The following is an 18,956-nucleotide window of genomic DNA, read 5'->3' as shown; positions in this document are numbered from 1 at the left end:
CGACCGCACGACCCCCGTACGCCCCAGGAGAAACCATGAGCACGTCCGTCGAGCTGACCCGGTTCCGGGTGGCACCAGAGAACACAGCCACGATGCTGGCTGCGCGACCCGCGATGCTCGCCGACTTCCGCGCCGACCGCTCCGGGTTCCTCGGGGCGCGTCTCGTGCGCCTGCCCGACGACGAGTGGCTCGACATCGTGGAGTGGCGTTCGTCTGAGGACTTCGCCGCATCACGCGTCAAGGGCGCGAACCTGCCGGGGATCGAGGCGTTCTTCGCGACGATCGACACACTCGTCAGCGCCGAGGAGGGAGCTCTCGCCGACGGCGAGTGACACGACAGGGCGCGCTGCGGGATCGCGGTGAGACGACATCGCCCGATGACATAGTGTCGGCCCGTCCCCTCCGGACCATCCCGATCCGGTTCCCGCACCCGAGGTGGGCCCATGACTGTTCCCCTGACACTGCGCATGCCCTCGCGCGCCGCTGACCAGCCGCAGGCCCCGGACCGTCCGGTCCTGGACGCAGCGCTCGACCGGCTGGAGGACGGCGGCGGCAGCACCCCCGACCGCGCGGACGCCGAGGTGCTCCTGCACGCCCGCGGCGCTGACCTGGACCGGCTTCTCGCGGTCGCGGGCACGATGCGCGACACCGGCCTGGCGGAGGCCGGCCGGCCCAGCGTCATCACGTACTCGCGCAAGGTGTTCGTCCCGCTGACGCACCTGTGCCAGGACCGGTGCCACTACTGCATCTTCGTCCAGTCGCCCGGCAAGCTCGCCAAGGCCGGCATCTCGCCGTACATGGAGGCCGACGCCGTCCTGGAGGTCGCCCGGCAGGGTGCGGAGCTGGGCTGCAAGGAGGCCCTGCTGACGCTCGGCGACCGGCCCGAGAACCGCTGGCCGGTCGCCCGGCACTGGCTGGACGACCACGGGTACGCCTCGACGCTCGAGTACGTGGGCCACATGGCCCAGCTGATCCTCGACGAGACCGGCCTGCTCCCCCACCTCAACCCCGGCGTCATGTCGTGGGCGGAGATGCAGCGGCTCAAGCCGGTGGGCCCGTCGATGGGCATGATGCTGGAGACCACCTCCTCGCGGCTGTGGACCGAGAAGGGCGAGGCGCACTTCGGCTCCCCCGACAAGGACCCGGCCCTGCGGCTGCGCGTGATCGACGACGCCGGCCGGTCCCGCATCCCGTTCACGACCGGCGTGCTGCTCGGCATCGGCGAGAACTACGCCGAACGTGTGGACTCGATCCTCGCTCTGCGCGACGCGCACGCCCGGCACGGTCACCTGCAGGAGGTGATCGTGCAGAACTTCCGCGCCAAGTCGGCCACCGCCATGATGGGCGCGGAGGACCTGGAGACCCAGGAGTACGCGGCCGCCGTCGCCGTGACCAGGGTGCTGCTCGGGCCGGGCATGCGCGTGCAGGCACCGCCGAACCTCACCGACGCCGCCGAGCTCCAGCTCCTGGTGCGTGCGGGCATCGACGACTGGGGCGGCGTCAGCCCGCTGACCCCCGACCACGTGAACCCCGAGCGGCCCTGGCCCCAGATCGAGGACCTGGCGCGGCTCACCGGCGAGGGCGGGTACACGCTGCGCGAGCGCCTCACCGCGCACCCGCACTACCTGCGCGAGGCCCGGGACGGCGCGGACTGGCTGGACGACCGCCTCCGCCCGCGCGTCCTGGCCCTGGCCGACGACTACGGCCTGGCACGCCAGGACGCCCTCCTGGGCGCCTTCCCTGCCTCCAGCCCGTCGAGTGCTGGATCTCTGCGCGCTTCCGACCCTTCGGAGCACAAAGAGCCCGCACCTAACGGAGCGGGGAGGCTGGGGCGGCTGATCGGCGACGTCGCGGCCGATCCTGACGGGGTCGACGACGCGGGCTGGGTGGAGCTGCTGGGGGCGCGCGGCTCCGACCTGGAGGAGCTTGCCGCGCTCGCCGACCAGGTACGACGCGCGCGCGTCGGCGACGCCGTCACCTACGCGGTGAACCGGAACATCGACGCGTCGCTGGGCCTCTCCCCCGAGCAGGTCGAGGAGCTCGCGAAGGAGGCCGTAGCGCTCGGCGCCACGGAGGTGTGCGCGCAGGGCCTGCCGCCGACGTCGGCGGGCGTGGACGGCTACCTCGACCTGGCCCGCGCCGTGAAGCGGGGCGGGCCAGGGCTGCACCTGCATGCCTTCCGCCCGGCCGAGCTCGCCGACGGCGCCGCCCGCGCAGGGCTCTCCCTGCCCGACTGGCTCACGACGCTCCGCGAAGCCGGTGTCGACACCGTGCCGGGCACGGGCGCCCGCATCCTCGACGACCGGATCCGGGCCCTGCTCACCGGCGGCACCGACATCCCCGCCGAGCGCTGGGTCGAGCTCGTCACCGCCGCGCACACCGCGGGCCTGCGGTCGACGGCGACGATCGTGTACGGGCACGTCGAGTCGGCGCGCGACCAGGTGCGGCACCTGCGGGCGCTGGCCCGCGTGCAGGACACGACCGGCGGATTCACCGAGCTGATCCCGATGCCCTGGCTGGCGTCGGAGTCGCCGGTGCCGGTGGCCGGCGCACGGGCGGCGACCCTGCGCGAGAGCCGCGCCCTGCACGCCGTGGCGCGACTGATGCTCGACGGGCGCATCGACCACGTGCAGGCCGCATGGACCAAGCTCGGCATGCGCGGTGCGCAGCGCATGCTCGCGGGCGGTGCGGACGACCTCGGCGGCGTGCTGCTCGACGGCGTGCTGGACCCCGGCGCCGGCCCCGAACAGGGCCGCGAGCTGACCGTGGCGGACGTGACGCGGCTCGCCGCCGAGCTGGGCCGTCCCGTACGCCAGCGCACGACCACGTACGAGCAGGTGGGGTGACGGGCACGAACCCCGGAGCGGCCACCGAGGTGGACGTCGCGGTAGTGGGCGCGGGGCTCGCCGGCGTGGGCCTCGGCGCCCGGCTGCGCCGCGCCGGGCGCACGGGCTTCGCGATCCTGGAGCGGGCCGACGACGTCGGCGGGACCTGGCGCGACAACGTCTACCCGGGCGTCGCGTGCGACATCCCGAGCGCGCTGTACTCGTACTCGTTCCTGCCCCAGCCCGCCTGGTCACGGGTGTTCGCGCCGGGCGCCGAGATCCACGAGTACGTCAGAGACGTCGCACGGTCCGAAGGGCTGACCCCGCACCTGCGCCTCGGCACCGAGCTCACGGACGCACGCTGGCACGAGGACGAGGCCGCATGGCACCTGACGACGTCACGGGGCCCCCTGACCGCCCGGGTCCTGGTGACGGCGGTCGGCAGGCTCAGCGAACCCCGCGTGCCCGACCTTCCAGGGCTCGGCACGTTCCCCGGCCGCGTGTTCCACTCCGCCCGCTGGGACCGCGACCTGCCCGCCGGGCTCCGGGTCGGCGTCGTCGGCACCGGCGCGAGCGCCGTCCAGCTCGTGCCGGAGCTGGCCCGCCGGGCGAAGTCCGTCGTCGTGCTGCAGCGCACCCCGCCCTGGGTGCTCCCGCGCGGCGACCGCGCCTACGCGCCCGGCGAGGTCCGGCCGGAGCGCGCGGCGCTCGCGGAGGAGGCCGACCGGCTGTTCGACGCGCGGATGGCCGGCTCTACCGCGGAGGCCGAGCTGCGGGAGCGCGCGGAGGCCCACCTGCGCGCCCAGGTTCCGGACCCCGCGCTGCGCACGCTCCTCACGCCCGACTACGCGGTGGGCTGCAAGCGCGCGCTGTTCAGCGACGACTGGTACCCGGCGCTGCAGCAGCCGCACGTCACGCTGGAACCGGGGCCGCCGGTAGCGGTCGAGGGATCGACGCTGGTCGCGGCGTCGGGCGCGCGGTACGAGGTCGACGTGCTCGTGCTGGCCACGGGGTTCGAGACGACCCGGCCGCCGTTCGCCCGGCTGGTGACCGGCCGCGGCGGACGGACGCTCGCCGAGCACTGGTCCGGCGGCATGACGAGCCACGCCTCGACGGCCGTGCACGGCTTCCCCAACCTCTTCGTGCTCGACGGCCCCAACGCGGGGCTCGGCCACCACTCCGCCCTCGAGGTGATCGAGGCGCAGATCGACTACGTGCTCGGCGCGCTCGACCACCAGGACCAGGCGGGCGGGCCGCTCGAGGTGTCGGCGGCGGCCGAGGCCGCCTACACCCGCGAGATCGACGAGCGCGCCGCCGGGACGGTGTGGCTGCGCGGCGGCTGCCGCAGCTGGTACGTGGACGAACGCTCGGGGCGCCTCACGCTTCTCTGGCCCGGCCGGGCGGCGGAGTACCGCGAACGGTTCGGCGTCTTCGACCCGGCCCCGTTCACCGCTGCCCCAGCGCGTCAATGCGGAGCGAGCCCGTTCTGGTAGGCCCAGACCACGGTCTGCAGGCGGTCGCGCGTGCCGACCTTGGCCATGGCGCGGCCCAGGTGCGACTTCACGGTGCTCGTCTCGACGACCAGCTCGCGCGCGATCTCCGCGTTCGACAGCCCGCGGGCGAGGTGCCGCACGATCTCGGCCTCACGTGCCGTGAGCTGCGCCGTGACCTCCGACGCCGACTCGGGCGGAGCCTTGCGGCGGGCGAACTCCGCGATCACGCGGCGGGTCACCGCCTGGTCGATGAGGCCGTGGCCGTCGGCGAGCCGGCGGACGGCGTCGATCAGTTCCTCGGGCTCGCAGTCCTTGAGGATGAACCCGCCGGCCCCGGCCTCCAGGGCGCCGAACACGTACTCGTCGAGGTCGAAGGTGGTCACGACGAGTACCGCGGGCGCGGTCCCGCCCGAGGCGGCGTCGGCCACTATCTCGCGGGTCGCCGCGAGGCCGTCACCGCCCGGCATGCGTACGTCCATGCAGACGACGTCGGGGCTGTGCCGGCGGGCGAGCTCGACCGCCGTGGGCCCGTTCGAGGCCTCTGCGACCACCTCGATGTCGTCCGCCTGCTCCAGGAGGAACCGGAACCCCGCCCGGACCACCGCCTGGTCGTCGACGAGCAAGACCCTGATCATTCCTGTCCTCCGGTGTTCGTGGGCTCGTGGTGCAGCGGCAGCGTCAGCAGCACGCGCCACCCGCCGGACGGCGTGGCACCGGTCGTCAGTGTGGCCCCGACGAGGTGCGCGCGCTCCCCCATGCCGATGAGGCCCATACCCTGCCGTGTCGAGTCCGTCGGGGTTCCCCCTGCTGCGCGTGCGTTGACGACCTCGAGCGAGACCTCCCGCTCCGCGAACCGCACGGCCATCCGCACGGGCGCACCGGGTGCGTGCTGGCGGGCGTTCGACAGCGACTCCTGCGCCACCCGGTAGAACGCCGCGTCCGCGATCGGCGCGAGGGCACGCGCCCTGCCCTCGCGGACCAGCTCGACGGTGTCGCCGAGCGTGCGCGCGGTGCGCACCAGCCCGTCGAGCGCGTCGAGCCCGGGTGGAGGCGCGTCGTGCCCGTCGTCGTCGATGCTCGGGCGTTCCCGGAGGACCCCGACGATCAGGCGGAGGCTGTCCAGGGTCTCCTTGCCCTGTCCGCGGATCCAGGCGGTGCCTGCCTTGGCGGCCTCGGGGTCGCTGTCGATCTGCCGCGCCACGGCGGCGGCCTGGACCACGAGGCCGGAGAGGTGGTGCGCCGCGACGTCGTGCAGCTCGCGGGCCATGCGGGACCGTTCGGCGAAGATCGCCGCCTGGGTGGTCGCCCGCTGAGTCCGCATCAGCTCTTCGGCCCGGAGACGGAGCAGCTCGACGTAGCGGCGGCGGGTCGCCACGGCGCCGCCGACGAGCGCGCTGAGCACGTAGGTGCCGATCCCCGCCGCGAGATGGTTCGCGGCCGGCATCAGCAGGCCGTTGCCCGACACGAGCGCCGTAGCCGCCGCCGTCACGACCCCGACCGGCACCGCCGCGCCCGTGACCACCAGGGCCCGGCGGGCGGGCAGCAGCGTGCCGACGGTGTACCCGGCGATGACCTGCGGTATGCCGCCGACCGACAGGTCGGGGGGCGACGCGGCGACCACGAGCACCTGAACGGCCACGACGAGGCCCAGGCAGAGGACCGGACGGGTCCGGCGCAGGATCAGCGGCAGCGCCTGGGCGCATGTGGCGACCGCGAGCAGCGCGCCCTGCGCCGGACCGAGCGTCAGGTCCTCCGCCTCCAGCACGTACTGGAACAGCACCACCAGCAGGCCCGCGGTCATCAGGGCGACGGCCGCGGCCAGCAGACCGTCCTGCGCGAGCCTGCTGGTCACGCCGAGCCGGGTCAGCAGGGTCTCGAGCCTGCCGACGCGCGGCGGGACCCGAACGCCGTCGAACACCGCTGGGCCGTCCGTCGTGAGCATCATCAGTACGATACAGACGGCGCCAGCAGGCGGAACTCGACGGCGAACCAGGCGATTCCCACCAGGGCGAGCAGCACGAGCACGGTGCCGAGGATCCTGCGCCAGCCGTGGCGGTTCCGGATCGCGCCGACCACCTGGAGCGCGGCGGGGACGATGCCCAGCACGCCGAGGCCCTGGACCACCTGCAGCTGGCGCAGGGAGAACGCGGAGACGTCCTCCAGGCCCATCACGGTGAGCACCGTGGCGGTCCAGCCGCCGAGGGCGAGCACCGCGCAGACCGTCGCGATGTTGGTGAGCAGCCTGACGACGCGGCCGGTGCGCTCCGGGTGGAGCCGCACGGCTCGCTCGGACCCGGACACGGAACCGGGAACCGACCGGCGCCGAACCCGCCGCGTGATCGCACCGACCGGCCACGCGACGGCCGCCACGAGCAGGATCAGCGCTGACACCCCGAGCACCGGGAGCACCACTGCCTGGGCGCGTTCCGGCTGGGCGGGCAGCAGGGTGAAGGCACCCTCGATCCCTATCGCCTCGACCTTGTCGTCGGCGACGCGCATGGCGATGACGCGCTGGCCGTCGACCTCACGCCAGACCCACGGCTCGATCTCCTCGTACAGGGCGGGCGAGTCGCTGAGGGGACCCGGCGTGATCAGGAGACGGCCGTCGGCCTGAGCGGTGAGCTGCGTGGTGCTGAACGCCTCCAGCGAGGCCAGGAACGTGCTCTGCATGCCGCGCGAGGCGACGTAGCTGCCCTCGGCGATCGCGGCGTGCTCCTTGGCGGTCGCGGCGTCGACGGTGCCGGCGACCGGGGCGGACTCGGCCGGGAAGTAACGGTCGGTGAAGCCGTGCAGGACCGCGTCGCGCAGCTCGAGGGTCGCGAGGCCGCTGTTTCCCGTGCTGTTGAACGAGACGAAGATCCCGGTGCGCTCCTCCGGGTAGAGCTGCAGGTGGGAGTGGAAGTAGTTGGTGTCGCCGCCGTGGCCGATGATCCAGCGCCCGTTGCGGCTCTCGTCGAAGAACCCGAGCGTCATCCGCGGGGACGCCGCGAGGCTGCCCAGCGAGCTCTCGTCGAGCGCCGGGGCGTGCATCAGGTCGAGCGTCGCGGGCTCCAGGATCGAACCCGTGCCGGGCTCGCCGAGCTGGGCCAGCATGAAGCGCGCCATGTCAGGTGCGGAGGCGGTCAGCGCGCCCGCGGGCGGTGTCCCCACGATCTCGAAGGGGCCGGGGGCGTCCGCCGACGTGGCGTAGCCCTCGGACATCCGGTCGCGCAGCGCGTCGGGCAGCGGCTGCTCGAAGGTCGACGACGTCATGCCGGCGGGCGTGAGGATGTTCTGCTCGACGTACTCCTCGAACGGCACGCCGCTCACGTGCTCGACGATGTAGCCGGCCAGCGAGTTGCCGTAGTTCGAGTAGGCGGGGACGGTGCCGGGCTCGTAGACCTGCTCCGGCGGGTCCTCCGCCAGCTCGTCCCGGAGGACGGGCGACACGTCGCCCGAGCCGATGAGGCCGCTGAGCCGCTCCTCGAAGCCCGCGGTGTGCGTGAGCAGGTGGCGCATGGTGATCGGCCCGTCGAAGGACCGCGGGACGTCGAAGTCGAGGTACTCCGCGATGTCGGTGTCGAGGTCGACGTCGCCGCTCTCGACCAGCTGCATGGCGGCGGTGGCGGTGAACAGCTTGGAGACCGAACCCGGGCGGAACAGCGTGCTCTCCGGGTCGACCGGGACCGCCTCGCCGCCCGTCGTGCCCGTGTCGGCGTAGCCGTAGCCGCGGGTGGTGAGGACCTTGCCGTCGTCGACCACCGTGACGACGCCGCCGGCGATGCCGGCGTTCTCCAGCGCGGCGGGCAGCAGACCGTCGAGCCAGGCGTCGACGTCCGACTGCTCGAGAGGATGCTCGCCCGCGGGGGCGGAGACGGGCGGGGGCGGTGTCGGGTCGGAGGCGGTCGCGGCGGACGCCGGGACCCCGGCGACCAGGGTCATAGCGAGCGTCCCCAGGGCGGCGAGCGCCGCCAGGGTGCGCACGCGGCCGGGCCGCTCGGTGGGTAGCTCATAGGACGGGAACATCGTCGCGCTCCTCGCGCTCGGCGGGTGTTCGGGCTGGTCCGGAGGCTTTCTTCCGGACGACACCAGCCTGTCGGGCGGGCGGTGGCGGCACATCGCCCGCGAGCACGCACTTGGCCTACGACCTTTGGCGGAGTCGGGCTCCGCCCGACGTCGGTGTGGCGGGCGCCACACCCCTCGCGGTCACATCTCTCGGAGCTGGGGAGTCTCTTCCACATCGGGTGCACCACGCACCCCCTGTGGAAGGAATCCCATGACCTCAGCGATCGAGAACCTCCGCCGTGACTTCGGCGGCGACGTCATCGAGCCGGGAGCGGCCGAGTACGAGGCGGTGAGCCGCGCGAAGCTGGTCGCGGGCAGCCCGGCCTTCGTCCTGCGCCCCAAGACGGTCGGCGACGTGCAGGCGGCGGTCCAGTTCGCCGCCGGGTCGGGCCTGGCCCTCTCCGTGCGCGGCGGCGGCCACAGCTTTCCCGGCTTCGGCACCAACGACGGCGGCATCGTGATCGACCTGAGCGGGCTCGCCGACGTCGAGGTGATCGACGAGGACCGCCACCTCGTCCGGATCGGCGGCGGCGCGACCTGGGGCCAGGTGGCCGACGCCCTGGCGCCGCACGGCCTCGCGATCTCCTCCGGTGACACCAAGAGCGTCGGGGTCGGCGGGCTGACCCTGAGCGGCGGCATCGGCTGGAAGGTCCGCAAGCACGGACTGACCCTCGACCACCTGGTGGCCGCGCGGCTGGTGACCGCCGACGGCGCGGTCGTGCCCGCGAGCGCCGACGAGAACCCCGAGCTGTTCTGGGCGATCCGCGGGGGCGGCGGCAACCTCGGTGTCGTGACCTCCTTCGAGTTCGTGGCGCACCCGACGACGGACGTCTTCTTCGGGAAGATCACGTTCCCCGTCGCGGAGACCGCCGTCGTGCTCCAGGGGTGGGCGGACCACCTCCGCACGGCGCCGGAAGAGCTCACCTCGATCGCGAACCTGGCCAACCCGTTCGCGGGCGGCCCGGAGGCACCCCTCGAGATCCACGTGGCGTTCGACGGCGACGACCCGGAGCTCGCGGCCAGGGCACTCGACCCGATCCGCCGGCTCGGGACGGTGCTGGAGGACGACGTCGCGCCGCACGCCTACGCCGACATCCTCGTGGAGGGCGCCGCACTGCCGCCGGGTCTCGAGCTGCTGGGCCACAGCGGCTTCGTCGAGCGGGAGTCGGTGCCCGACGCGCTGCGGATCCTCGCCGAGGTCGGCACGTCGGCGGGTTCGCCGTCGATTGCGATCCGCAGCGTCGGCGGCGCGGTGTCGCGGGTCCCCGACGACGCGACGGCGTACGCGCACCGCGGTGCGGAACTGCTGGTCGCGACGGTGGCCGGCGGCCCGAAGCCCGTGATCGAGGCCGCTCGCCCTGGCCTCGCGGCGATCTGGGCGAGGCTCGCCCCGCACGTCGACGGCGCGTACTCGAACTTCCTCGGGACGACCACCGCGGACGACGTCGCGGCGGTCTATCCGGCAAAAACCTATGAGCGACTTGCAGCGGTGAAGCGGAAATACGACCCGAGCAACCTGTTCGCCCGGAATCACAACGTTCCGCCCGCCGCGGAGTGACCTACCTCATAGGGACAATTCGGGTCAAGTAGGACGCGAACTACCCCGTGAGCCGTGATGCGATTGTGACTTCTCGGCCGGACGGGGTTAGCGTCGCTCCGGTTCGCGGGAAGTCCGCGGGCACTCGAGGTGGGCGCCGAGCCCTGTCACCGCCCCGAGACTGCACAGAACAAAGACAGGGACGGGGGAACCACGTAAGCGGGCACCGAGACGGTGTCCTTGGGGTGAAGCCGCACAGGTAGTACGCGGCCGGGTCATTCTCCGATCCGAATCCGACAGCTCACCTCGTAGGCGTCAGGAGAAGCTCTTGACCACTCGCACGCCTGGGCGCCACCGTGCTGCCCGCAGACCGATCACGCCGCTGACTCCCCTCTCCCGTGCCGCGGCCCGGGGCATCTCAGGTGCCGCCCGCCGCGGGGCGCTCGTCGTCGCCGGTTCCGGCCTGGCTGTCTCCCTGCTCAGCGTTCCCGCGGACGCCGCGCCGGTGGCCGACAACAGCCCGTCCACCGCCGAGCTCGACATCCTGAACAAGACGTCGCAGGGCTCGGTCACCGGGGCCGCGGTGGTCGAGGCCGTGAACACCGCACCCGCCGTGCAGGTAGCGGCCGACAGCAAGTTCACGCTGGAGACGGGCACCATCGAGGTGACCCCCGCCCCCGAGCCGGAGCCGGTCGTCGAGGAGGTCGTCGAGGAGGTCGTCGAGACCGCCGCCCCCGTCGAGGAGGCCGTCCCGGCCTCCGCCGGCGGGTCCGAGATCGTCGCGATCGCCATGCAGTACCTCGGTGTGCCGTACGTCTGGGCCGGCTCGACGCCCGCCGGGTTCGACTGCTCCGGGTTCACGTCGTACGTCTACGCGCAGATCGGCATCAACCTGCCGCACTCCTCCGCGGAGCAGCGCTACGCCGGCACGCCGGTCTCGCAGGCCGAGGCCCAGCCGGGCGACCTCATCTGGAGCCCCGGCCACGTCGCCATCTACGCGGGCGACGGCATGCAGGTCGAGGCGCCGGTCCCCGGCCAGACCGTGCGCTACACGGAGATCTGGCAGAACAGCCCGACCTTCATCCGCGTCGGCTGAGCCGGAGGCGCAGCGGAGGGTGCGGGCCGAGGAACGAGGCACGCGCCCGCAGCGGAGCCGCAGGCTCAGCCGACATAGATAGAGACTGAGCCGGATCACGAGGACCCGCACCGACACGGTGCGGGTCCTCGTGCGTGTCACCGGCAGGTGGCAGGATCGCCACCATGAGCGTCCCCACGGCGGTCGAGACCAATGCCCTGAACACCATCGACGAGTCCGAGCGGCGCGGCTCGCCCCGCAGCCTGTTCTGGCCCTGGTTCGGGGCCAACGTGTCAGTGCTCGGGCTCGGTTACGGCTCCTACCTGCTCGGCTTCGGTGTCTCGTTCTGGCAGGCGACGGTGATCGGCGCGATCGGCATCGTGGCGTCGTTCCTCTTCTGCGGGTTCATCTCCTTGGCCGGCAAGCGCGGATCGGCGCCCACCATGGTGCTGTCCCGCGCGGCGTTCGGGGTGCGCGGCAACAAGCTGCCCTCCCTGCTGTCCTGGATCCTCACCGTCGGCTGGGAGACGGTGCTCGTGGCCCTGGCCACGCTCGCGACCTCGACCGTGCTCGGGGCGCTGGGCTGGGGCGGCGGAACCGTCACCAAGATCGTGGCCCTCGTGGTCGTGGCGGGCATCGTGGTGGCCGCGGGCGTCTTCGGGTTCGACCTCGTGATGCGGCTCCAGGTGATCATCACCGTCCTGACCGCCGTGCTCACCGTCGTCTACATCATCCTGGTGGCCGACCACGTCGACTGGGCCACGGTCGCCGCGATCCCCGCTGGCGGCGCCCCGCAGGTGATCGGCGGTCTCGTGTTCATGATGACCGGGTTCGGCCTGGGCTGGGTCAACATGGCCGCCGACTACTCGCGCTACCTGCCCCGCTCCGCCTCCGGCCCGCGGATCGTGGGCTGGACCACGCTGGGCGCCTCCCTGGCCCCCGTGGTGCTGCTCGTCTTCGGCCTGCTGCTCGCGGGCTCCGACCCCGAGCTGAACGCGGCGATCGGCGCCGACCCGATCGGTGCCCTGTCCACGCTCCTGCCGACGTGGTTCCTCATCCCGTTCGCCGTGGTGGCCCTGGCCGGGCTGATCGGCGGCGCGGCGCTCGACATCTACTCCTCGGGCCTCGCACTGCTCTCCCTCGGCCTGCCCGCCCCGCGCTGGGTCGCCGCCGCCATCGACGGCGGGCTCATGGTGATCGGCGCGATCTACGTCGTGTTCGTCGCGGACTCGTTCATCGGCCCCTTCCAGGGCTTCCTCATCACGCTGGGCGTACCCGTCGCCGCCTGGTGCGGCGTCCTGCTCGCCGACATCCTGCTGCGCCGTCGCGACTACACCGACGCCGACCTGTACGACGCCGCCGGCCGGTACGGATCCGTGAACTGGTCCGCCGTGGCGCTGGTGCTGGGCGGCACCGCCATCGGCTGGGGCCTCGTGACCAACACCTACGCACCGTGGCTCGCCTGGCAGGGCTACCTGCTGGGCCCGCTGGGCGGTGTCGACGGGAACTGGGCGTTCGCCAACCTGGGCGTGCTCGTCGCCCTGGCCCTCGGCTTCTTCGGCACGCTCCTGCTCACCGCGCGCACCGTCCGCCGCCAGGAGGAGCGGTGAACGACGGCGGAGCGGCCGCCGTCACGCCGCCCGGGCCCGATGCGGCACTGGTCGTGGTCGACATGCAGGACGTCTTCGCCCGCCCGGCCAGCCCGTGGGCCTCTCCCGACTACCCGGCCGCGCTCGCCGGCACCCGCCGCCTGCTCCCCGCCTTCGCGCGTCGCACCGTCCTCACCCGGTACATCGCCCCCACCGTGCCCGACGGCGCCTGGCGCGCCTACTTCGAGCAGTGGCCGTTCGCGCTCGTACCCAAGGACGACCCGCTCTACGAGATCACCGACCTGGCCGACGTCGTGGACGCCGGGGCGCCCGTCGTCACGCTCCCCACGTTCGGCAAGTGGGGGCCGGAGCTGGCCGCGGCCACGCACGACGCCGGCACGCTCGTGCTCGCCGGCGTCGCGACCGACTGCTGCGTGATCTCGACGGCGCTCGCCGCCGCCGACGCGGGCCGCCGCGTGCTCGTGGTCGCCGACGCCTGCGCCGGCTCGACGCCGGAGAACCACGAGCGCGCGCTGGACATCATGCGGCTCTACGCCCCGCTGATCGAGGTCACGACGGCTGCCGACGTCCTGGCGACCGGCTGACACCAGCCATTGTTGTGTTCCGGCCCTGGTAGTCAGGCCACGCGAGCTGACGTCGATCGTTTCGGCGTAACTATGCGCTTCCGGACAACACCCAGTGCGCCCTGGGATCCCTAGGTGATCGGCCCACCCATCGCACGAGACCCTCACGCTGAAGCGCATCGAGACGTCGTTTGGCGGTAGGACGTGTCACTCCGGCAGCTTCCGCGATGTCACCGGTGCCCTGCGGTGCGTCCGCAGCTCGGATGATGTCCAGTACTCGTTCGGCACCCTCGGGCAGTCGCGCTGCGAGCGCTGAGTCGAGACGAGGGATGTTCGCCAGGACAAGGCGAACTGACCCACCCCGCTCGTCGTACATGGGATCCTTCAGCCCGCGCGAGCGCATCTCCTGGAAGATCCGCCTGATCCCCTCACCGAGTTCCTGTCCGATGCGGAGCTCCGCACAGACGCGGGCGATGCGCGGGTTGCGTGCAAAGCGAGAGATTTCCTCGGGCTTCCGCGGATCGGCAAGCCCCGGGAATCTTCCGGGACTCTCGATCTCTATACGGTTGTCGTAGATCTCGATCCTGATGTGGTCACCGGAGAGGCTGTAGGAGCGGTGAACCACCGCGTTGACGAGTCCTTCGAGCCACGCGTCTTCAGGGACGATGGGCATCGGTTCGAACAGCCCAGATCCGCTGAGCGCGCGCCGTTGGGGCAACAGCCTTCGGATGATGTCGCGCGCCTGCCGGATCACGTTGGGGATCGGCCCTTCAACGCGGTGGTCCTCGCCCTCGACAAGGGCGAGCCGAGCACCAGTGCCACGCTCCGTACCTGCAAACCGAATAATCCGGACATAGGCTTCCGGGAGCCACCGCTGCGGATGCTTGGCGAAGAGGAGGACGGCTGCGTGGTTGTAGGCACCGTCGCGGCCCTTGAGGTGTAGCGACTCGAAAAGCCGGTCGGTAGGAGCTGCCGCGCCCGCAGCCCGCTTGAAATGCTCGACCAACTCGTGGTCCAGATCGACGACGGTGGCGTCGGTCCGGGTCCCGTCGAACTGTGCTTGGCCCTTGTCGAACTCGAGCTCGCGCCGGTCGTGGAATCTGAGCTTGCGCGACTCGTCCCCGACGCGCAGATAGCAGTCCCCGTTTGTCAGTTCATGAACGCGTTCGCTGGGGCCGACCCGCACGAGGAGGATCTGCACAGGTTGTCCGTCGGGGCCCTGGCAGTCGACGACCTGAAACCGCGCACGCACGGGTGGGACTGTGAAGTCGTAAGGCGCTTGCTGGTAGTCGTTCAAAGGAGTCTGCCCGAGGCCTTCGACGGTCCCGTCATATAGGCCGATGGCGATGTCGCCACCGTCTGCATTTGCGAACGCTACGAGGTGAGGCGCAAGCTTCGTGGGCGTCGTCTTCGAGCTCTTGCGGTCGAACCACTGGTCTTCCCGTGCGTGCAACAGCAGTCTTGCGCGGTCGCCGATGGGCGCGGCCAGGGCGAGTTCGACCTGGTTGGTAGTCATCGTGAAACAGTAGGGCCGACTCAGTGAGTTTTCCACAGGAAGGACTGCCAACCTTTTAAGTAGATGGGCAGTAGTCCCATCTGCCCTGGTGGCAGGCCCCCGCCTGACACCGGCTGGCTTTCCAGTAGATGTTCCAGTAGCACTTCCCATCCCGCCCTTGTTCCGATCACTGGGCTCTACTCGCCCTGATCGACGTGACGACGGTCGACCAGCTCGTCGTGACTCGGGTTCACCCGCAACCTGATCCCCGTCGGCATCCAGCCGGGCTAGCCGGTTCGGCCCACCACGAAGCCCGCCGAACGGCGCTCGTCGGCGAAGCCGCCCACCCGGCCCCCGCGCCAGTCGATCGAGAGCGCCTGCACCGAGCCGTAGCTGGGCCGGGCCGCCTCGTCGGTCACGACGACGTCGTAGCCCAGCCGGCCCATGGCGTCGGCGAGCGGCGGGGTCTCCAGGCGCAGCTCGCCGCCGGTCAGGTAGAACCGGCCGGAGCGGACGGCGGTCTCCAGCGGCTGGCCGTGCAGGGCCCAGCGGGCGACGACGTTGGCGATCGTGCTGGGGATCTGCTGGCCGCCGGGGGTGCCGACCACGAGCACGGGCCGCCCCTCGTCGTCGAGCAGCATGGACGGCGAGCTCCAGGTCACGGACCGGCGCCCGGGTTCCGGCCTGTTCGCTCCGTCGACCCCGACGTCGCCGAACCGCCCGAGCTGGTTGTTGACGAAGAACCCCGCGACGTACTGCCCGCTGCCCCAGTAGTTGGTGATGGTGTTGGTCATCGACACCGCCCTGCCGTCGGCGTCGACCACCGAGATGTGGGTCGTGTTGGGTGCGCCCTCGTAGGCGGCGAGCGCGGCGGAGCTGCGGCTCGTCTCGGCGGCGCCCGGCAGCGTCGCCGCGAGCTGGGCGTTCTGTTCGGGATCGGTGAGCCGCTCCACGGGGACGTCCACGAAGCGCGGGTCCCCGAAGTGCTCCTGCACGGAGGTGTCGGCGATCTGCCAGGCACGCGACAGGATGTCGACGTACTCGGGCGAGTCGGGGTCGACGTCGGCGATGCCGGCTGCCTGGGCGATCTGCAGCATCTGGATGATGGCGGCGCCGGGCAGCGCCGGCGCTCCGGAGAGCATCGTGAACTCGCCCACCGGGCCGGCCGCGGGCTCGGTGACGTCGACCTCGTAGGCGGCGAGCGACCCCCTGTCGATTCCCGGGGTCTCGGCCAGTGTCCGGGAGAGGCTGCCGGTGTAGAAGGAGTCAGCACCGTCCTCGGCGAGGGTCCGCATGGTGGCGGCGAGCTCCTCCTGGACCAGCACGTCACCCTGCCGAAGGGGCGTGCCGTCGTCGCGCCGGAAGTGCGGCAGCGACGCGGTGACCTCCGGGCCAGGGGCGCCGGCGATCTGGGACGCGAGGTACCGCGAGACCGGCTCGCCGGACCGGGCTATCTCGATGGCGGGTTCGAGCAGGTCGGCCCAGGGCAGGCTCCCGTGGTCGCGGTGCAGCCGCTCCATCCCCGCGACGAAGCCGGGGATGCCCGCGCCGCTGTCCGGGATCTCACCGGCCTGGTTGACCACCTCCCGGTACTCGTAGTTCGCCGCGTCCCCGTCGGCCAGGACGATCGCGGCGCCTCCGCCCCCGATACCCGAGCTGGCCGGCTGCAGGACGGCGTCCGCGAAGGCCGCGGCGACCGCGGCGTCCACGGCGGTGCCGCCACGCTCCAGCATCCGTGCGCCGGCCTCGGCGGCCAGCGGGTGTCCGGCGCTGACTCCGTGGGCGCCCAGCTCCGGCCCCGGTGCAGGCGTGGGCGTGGGCGAGGGGGCGGGACCGGGCGGCGAGGCCGACGCGGTCGGGGACCGGCTCGGCCCGGGGGCGGACGGCGCCGCCGTACAGGCGCCGAGCCCCACCACGACCGCGGCTGTCACGAACGCCGCCGCGATGCCCGGCCGCTTCTTCTGGTCACTCACTGTTGTCTCGCCCTTTCGGGGGTCGGTGCGGTATGCGTGGGGGTGTGTACCCGCGTCGTCGGCGGCAGGAGCCACGACCGGCGGAGGAGCTGTTCGATCGGCCCGGCCCGGCCCGTGCGGGCCCAGAGGACTGCCGCCAGGATCACGGCGACGACGAGCGCCGAGCTGATCAGGACGCCCTGCCAGAGCAAGAACCCCTCTGCGGGCTTGATCAGTGCGAGCACGACGAAGTGCAGGACGTAGAGGGTCAGCGAGAGCCGGCCGCACGCGACCAGCCAGCCGAGGACCCGCGACCGCTCGAACCGGCACAGGACCAGCGAGCATGCCGCGACGATCGCCAACGCTCCGCCGATGCTGCTGGCCAGCCACAGCGGCATCTGACCGTGCGCGGCGCCGGTCAGCAGGCGCCAGGGGCCACGGTCCGCCTCCGGCCCGATGAGCAGGTACGCGAGCTGGGCGAGCGCGACGGTGCCCGCCGCGACGGCGGCGCCACCGGCGGCCAGCCGTCGGAGCACGGCCGTGTCGGTGAGGTCGAGCCGCGCGACACACAGACCCGCGACGAACGGCACCGTCCAGCTCAGCAACGGGTACCGGCCGGTCAGCAGGAGCGAGTACACCGCTTCCCACGGCGGGGTGCCGAGGGTGACCGGGTCGACCGGATGCGGGCCCGGCCAGATCGTCTCGTGCGCGACGATGACGGCCGGCCCGGCGAGCGCGAGCACGACGCCGACGCCCAGGAGGGCGCGATCGGGCAGCCGCCACAGCAGCGGCGACAAGAGGAAGAGGACCGCATAGGTCGGCAGGATGACGTTGACCTGGTCCGTCAGCTCCTGGAGCGCGACCCCGCCCCCGAAGAGGAGCGCCGCACGCCAGGTGACCGTCGACCACCGTTCCCGCTCCGGCCGCCGGTTCAGCAGGTAGCCCATGCCGATGCCGGCCACGACGACGAAGAGCACGGAGGCCCGCCCGTAGGGCAGCAGGTAGAGGCGCTGGAGGAGGGACTGCGAGCCCACCGGCCCGACGTTGACGACGATCATCCCGACAAGGGCGAGCCCGCGCGCGGCATCGATCCCGGCGAGCCGGGGATGCCTGGCTCCAGCGGCACCGACGTTTTGCTTCACGTCCTGTTGACGCTTCTCGACCCACCATCGGTTGTGCGGGGACGGAACCCCTCACACTCCGTTCACCGATTCACGCGCGATGATGTTCCCGCTCGCGGCCGCGGGTGACCGACCGACCGACAAGGGAGTCTGCCGTGACCGTGACCAGGATCCGTGCCCAGTGGGAGCGCCACGACGAGCGGTTCTCACCCGTCCGCGGGGACCGGTTCGTCGAGGTGCTGTACGACGGCGGCAGCTGGCTCGAAGGTCCCGCCTACTCGGCGGCCTGGCGCACGGTGCTCTTCAGCGACATCCCGAGCGACCGGGTCTTGTCCTGGGACGAGGCGACCGGCGCCGTCGGCGTCTGGCGCAGCCCTGGCGGGTACGCGAACGGCCGCACGATCGACCGGGCGGGCCGGATGCTCCAGTGCGAGCACGGATCCCGGTCGGTGACCCGCACCGAGCCGGACGGCACCGTGACCGTGCTCGCGGACCGTTGGGCGGGCAAGCGGTTCAACAGCCCCAACGACCTGGTCGAGCACAGCGACGGCAGCGTCTGGTTCACCGACCCGGCGTACGGCATCGACAGCGACTACGAGGGCTTCCGGGCCACGCCGGAGATCGACGGCTGTCACGTCTACCGCCGGGACCCGGACGGTTCGGTCACGCGGGTCACCGACGACTTCGCGCGCCCCAACGGGCTGGCGTTCTCCGCGGACGAGCGGAGCCTCTATGTCACCGACACCGAGCGCAGGCACCTGCGTCGCTTCGACGTAGGGCCGGACCGCACCCTGACCGGCGGCGACGTGTTCGCCGTCTGCGACGCCGGTGGCTTCGACGGCGTCCGGGTCGACGACGCCGGCCGCCTCTGGGGCGCGGCTGCCGACGGCCTGCACTGCTTCGACCCGGACGGCACCCTGCTCGGCAAGCTGCTGCTCCCCGAGGTCTGCTCGAACCTGACCTTCGGCGGACCGAAGCGCAACACCGTGTTCGTGACGGCGACCAACCTGCTGCTCTCGATCCGCTTGACCGTGGCGGGGATTCGCTAGATCCCACCTCACGTGGACGCGTCGCCGGTCGCGCGACACCCGCCAGGGAAACGGGTACTCCGCGGGGTGTGTTGCTGCGAGTAGACAACATCTACTCGCACCGAGATCCTCAACCCGACGCCCCTGGGCTTCCGGTTCCTGAAGGGCGACGTCGAGCTGGTCCGCGCCTACCAGGCGGCGGTGCAGAGCATC

The 18,956-nt window shown here is 72.2% G+C and carries 14 protein-coding genes and 1 riboswitch; of the genes, 8 read left to right on the top strand and 6 right to left on the bottom strand.

Going from position 1 to position 18,956, the window contains the following annotated elements; all coding sequences use genetic code 11:
- The first annotated feature begins 35 nt into the window (after window positions 1-35).
- The 3 genes from AB0I32_RS25420 (at window position 36) to AB0I32_RS25410 (ending at window position 4,318) form a co-directional block, all read left to right on the top strand.
- Complete coding sequence (locus tag AB0I32_RS25420) at window positions 36-332, top strand: antibiotic biosynthesis monooxygenase (RefSeq protein ID WP_357511171.1); 297 nt, start codon at window positions 36-38, stop codon at window positions 330-332.
- Window positions 333-443: 111 nt separating this feature from the next.
- Entirely contained in the window at window positions 444-2,846 is a 2,403-nt protein-coding gene (gene cofG, locus AB0I32_RS25415) for a 7,8-didemethyl-8-hydroxy-5-deazariboflavin synthase CofG (protein ID WP_357511169.1), read from the top strand.
- Window positions 2,843-4,318, top strand: coding sequence for an NAD(P)/FAD-dependent oxidoreductase (locus AB0I32_RS25410; RefSeq protein WP_357511167.1), 1,476 nt, complete (start codon window positions 2,843-2,845; stop codon window positions 4,316-4,318). Before cofG ends, AB0I32_RS25410 begins: the two co-directional genes overlap by 4 nt.
- On the opposite strand, the gene AB0I32_RS25405 is transcribed toward AB0I32_RS25410, so the two are convergent.
- Genes AB0I32_RS25405 through AB0I32_RS25395 form a run of 3 tightly spaced genes read right to left on the bottom strand, consistent with a single transcriptional unit; the run spans window position 4,291 to window position 8,323 of the window.
- Window positions 4,291-4,953: a response regulator transcription factor gene (locus AB0I32_RS25405; protein WP_357511165.1), complete on the bottom strand. Its 663-nt coding sequence runs from the start codon at window positions 4,951-4,953 to the stop codon at window positions 4,291-4,293. The two genes, AB0I32_RS25410 and AB0I32_RS25405, sit on opposite strands and share 28 nt — an antisense overlap.
- Window positions 4,950-6,260: a histidine kinase gene (locus AB0I32_RS25400; protein ID WP_357511163.1), complete on the bottom strand. Its 1,311-nt coding sequence runs from the start codon at window positions 6,258-6,260 to the stop codon at window positions 4,950-4,952. Before AB0I32_RS25400 ends, AB0I32_RS25405 begins: the two co-directional genes overlap by 4 nt.
- A 2-nt stretch (window positions 6,261-6,262) precedes the next feature.
- On the bottom strand, window positions 6,263-8,323 hold the full coding sequence (locus tag AB0I32_RS25395; protein ID WP_357511161.1) for a serine hydrolase domain-containing protein: 2,061 nt from the start codon (window positions 8,321-8,323) through the stop codon (window positions 6,263-6,265).
- Window positions 8,324-8,573: 250 nt separating this feature from the next.
- Here AB0I32_RS25395 and AB0I32_RS25390 point away from each other — a divergent pair, with 250 nt between their 5' ends.
- From AB0I32_RS25390 to AB0I32_RS25375, 4 genes are all read left to right on the top strand, one after another.
- Window positions 8,574-9,920: an FAD-binding oxidoreductase gene (locus AB0I32_RS25390; RefSeq protein WP_357511159.1), complete on the top strand. Its 1,347-nt coding sequence runs from the start codon at window positions 8,574-8,576 to the stop codon at window positions 9,918-9,920.
- A gap of 124 nt (window positions 9,921-10,044) precedes the next feature.
- Window positions 10,045-10,228, top strand: a riboswitch (cyclic di-AMP (ydaO/yuaA leader).
- Window positions 10,228-10,995 carry an NlpC/P60 family protein gene (locus tag AB0I32_RS25385; protein WP_357511157.1) on the top strand — a complete coding sequence of 256 codons (768 nt, stop codon included), beginning with the start codon at window positions 10,228-10,230 and terminating at the stop codon, window positions 10,993-10,995. (Overlaps the previous riboswitch by 1 nt.)
- Window positions 10,996-11,159: 164 nt before the next feature.
- A complete protein-coding gene (locus AB0I32_RS25380; protein ID WP_357511155.1) occupies window positions 11,160-12,584 on the top strand; it encodes a cytosine permease in 1,425 nt (474 codons plus the stop codon).
- Window positions 12,581-13,168 (top strand): cysteine hydrolase, encoded by a 588-nt coding sequence (locus AB0I32_RS25375; RefSeq protein WP_357511153.1) that lies wholly within the window; start codon window positions 12,581-12,583, stop codon window positions 13,166-13,168. Before AB0I32_RS25380 ends, AB0I32_RS25375 begins: the two co-directional genes overlap by 4 nt.
- Before the next feature lie 70 nt (window positions 13,169-13,238).
- Here AB0I32_RS25375 and AB0I32_RS25370 read toward each other — a convergent pair whose 3' ends face one another.
- From AB0I32_RS25370 to AB0I32_RS25360, 3 genes are all read right to left on the bottom strand, one after another.
- Window positions 13,239-14,663: an ATP-binding protein gene (locus tag AB0I32_RS25370; protein ID WP_357511151.1), complete on the bottom strand. Its 1,425-nt coding sequence runs from the start codon at window positions 14,661-14,663 to the stop codon at window positions 13,239-13,241.
- Between the two features lie 266 nt (window positions 14,664-14,929).
- Window positions 14,930-16,615: a gamma-glutamyltransferase gene (locus AB0I32_RS25365; protein ID WP_357511149.1), complete on the bottom strand. Its 1,686-nt coding sequence runs from the start codon at window positions 16,613-16,615 to the stop codon at window positions 14,930-14,932.
- On the bottom strand, window positions 16,612-17,736 hold the full coding sequence (locus tag AB0I32_RS25360; RefSeq protein ID WP_357511147.1) for an acyltransferase family protein: 1,125 nt from the start codon (window positions 17,734-17,736) through the stop codon (window positions 16,612-16,614). The genes AB0I32_RS25365 and AB0I32_RS25360 overlap by 4 nt, the downstream gene beginning before the upstream one ends.
- A 134-nt stretch (window positions 17,737-17,870) precedes the next feature.
- Between AB0I32_RS25360 and AB0I32_RS25355 the strand changes: the two genes are divergently transcribed.
- Window positions 17,871-18,764, top strand: a complete 894-nt coding sequence (locus AB0I32_RS25355) for an SMP-30/gluconolactonase/LRE family protein (protein WP_357511145.1) — start codon at window positions 17,871-17,873, stop codon at window positions 18,762-18,764.
- Window positions 18,765-18,956 lie beyond the last annotated feature (192 nt).

This window comes from Promicromonospora sp. NPDC050249, from assembly GCF_040656015.1.
Lineage (GTDB): Bacteria > Actinomycetota > Actinomycetes > Actinomycetales > Cellulomonadaceae > Promicromonospora.
This window is presented reverse-complemented; position numbering and strand designations above follow the sequence as displayed.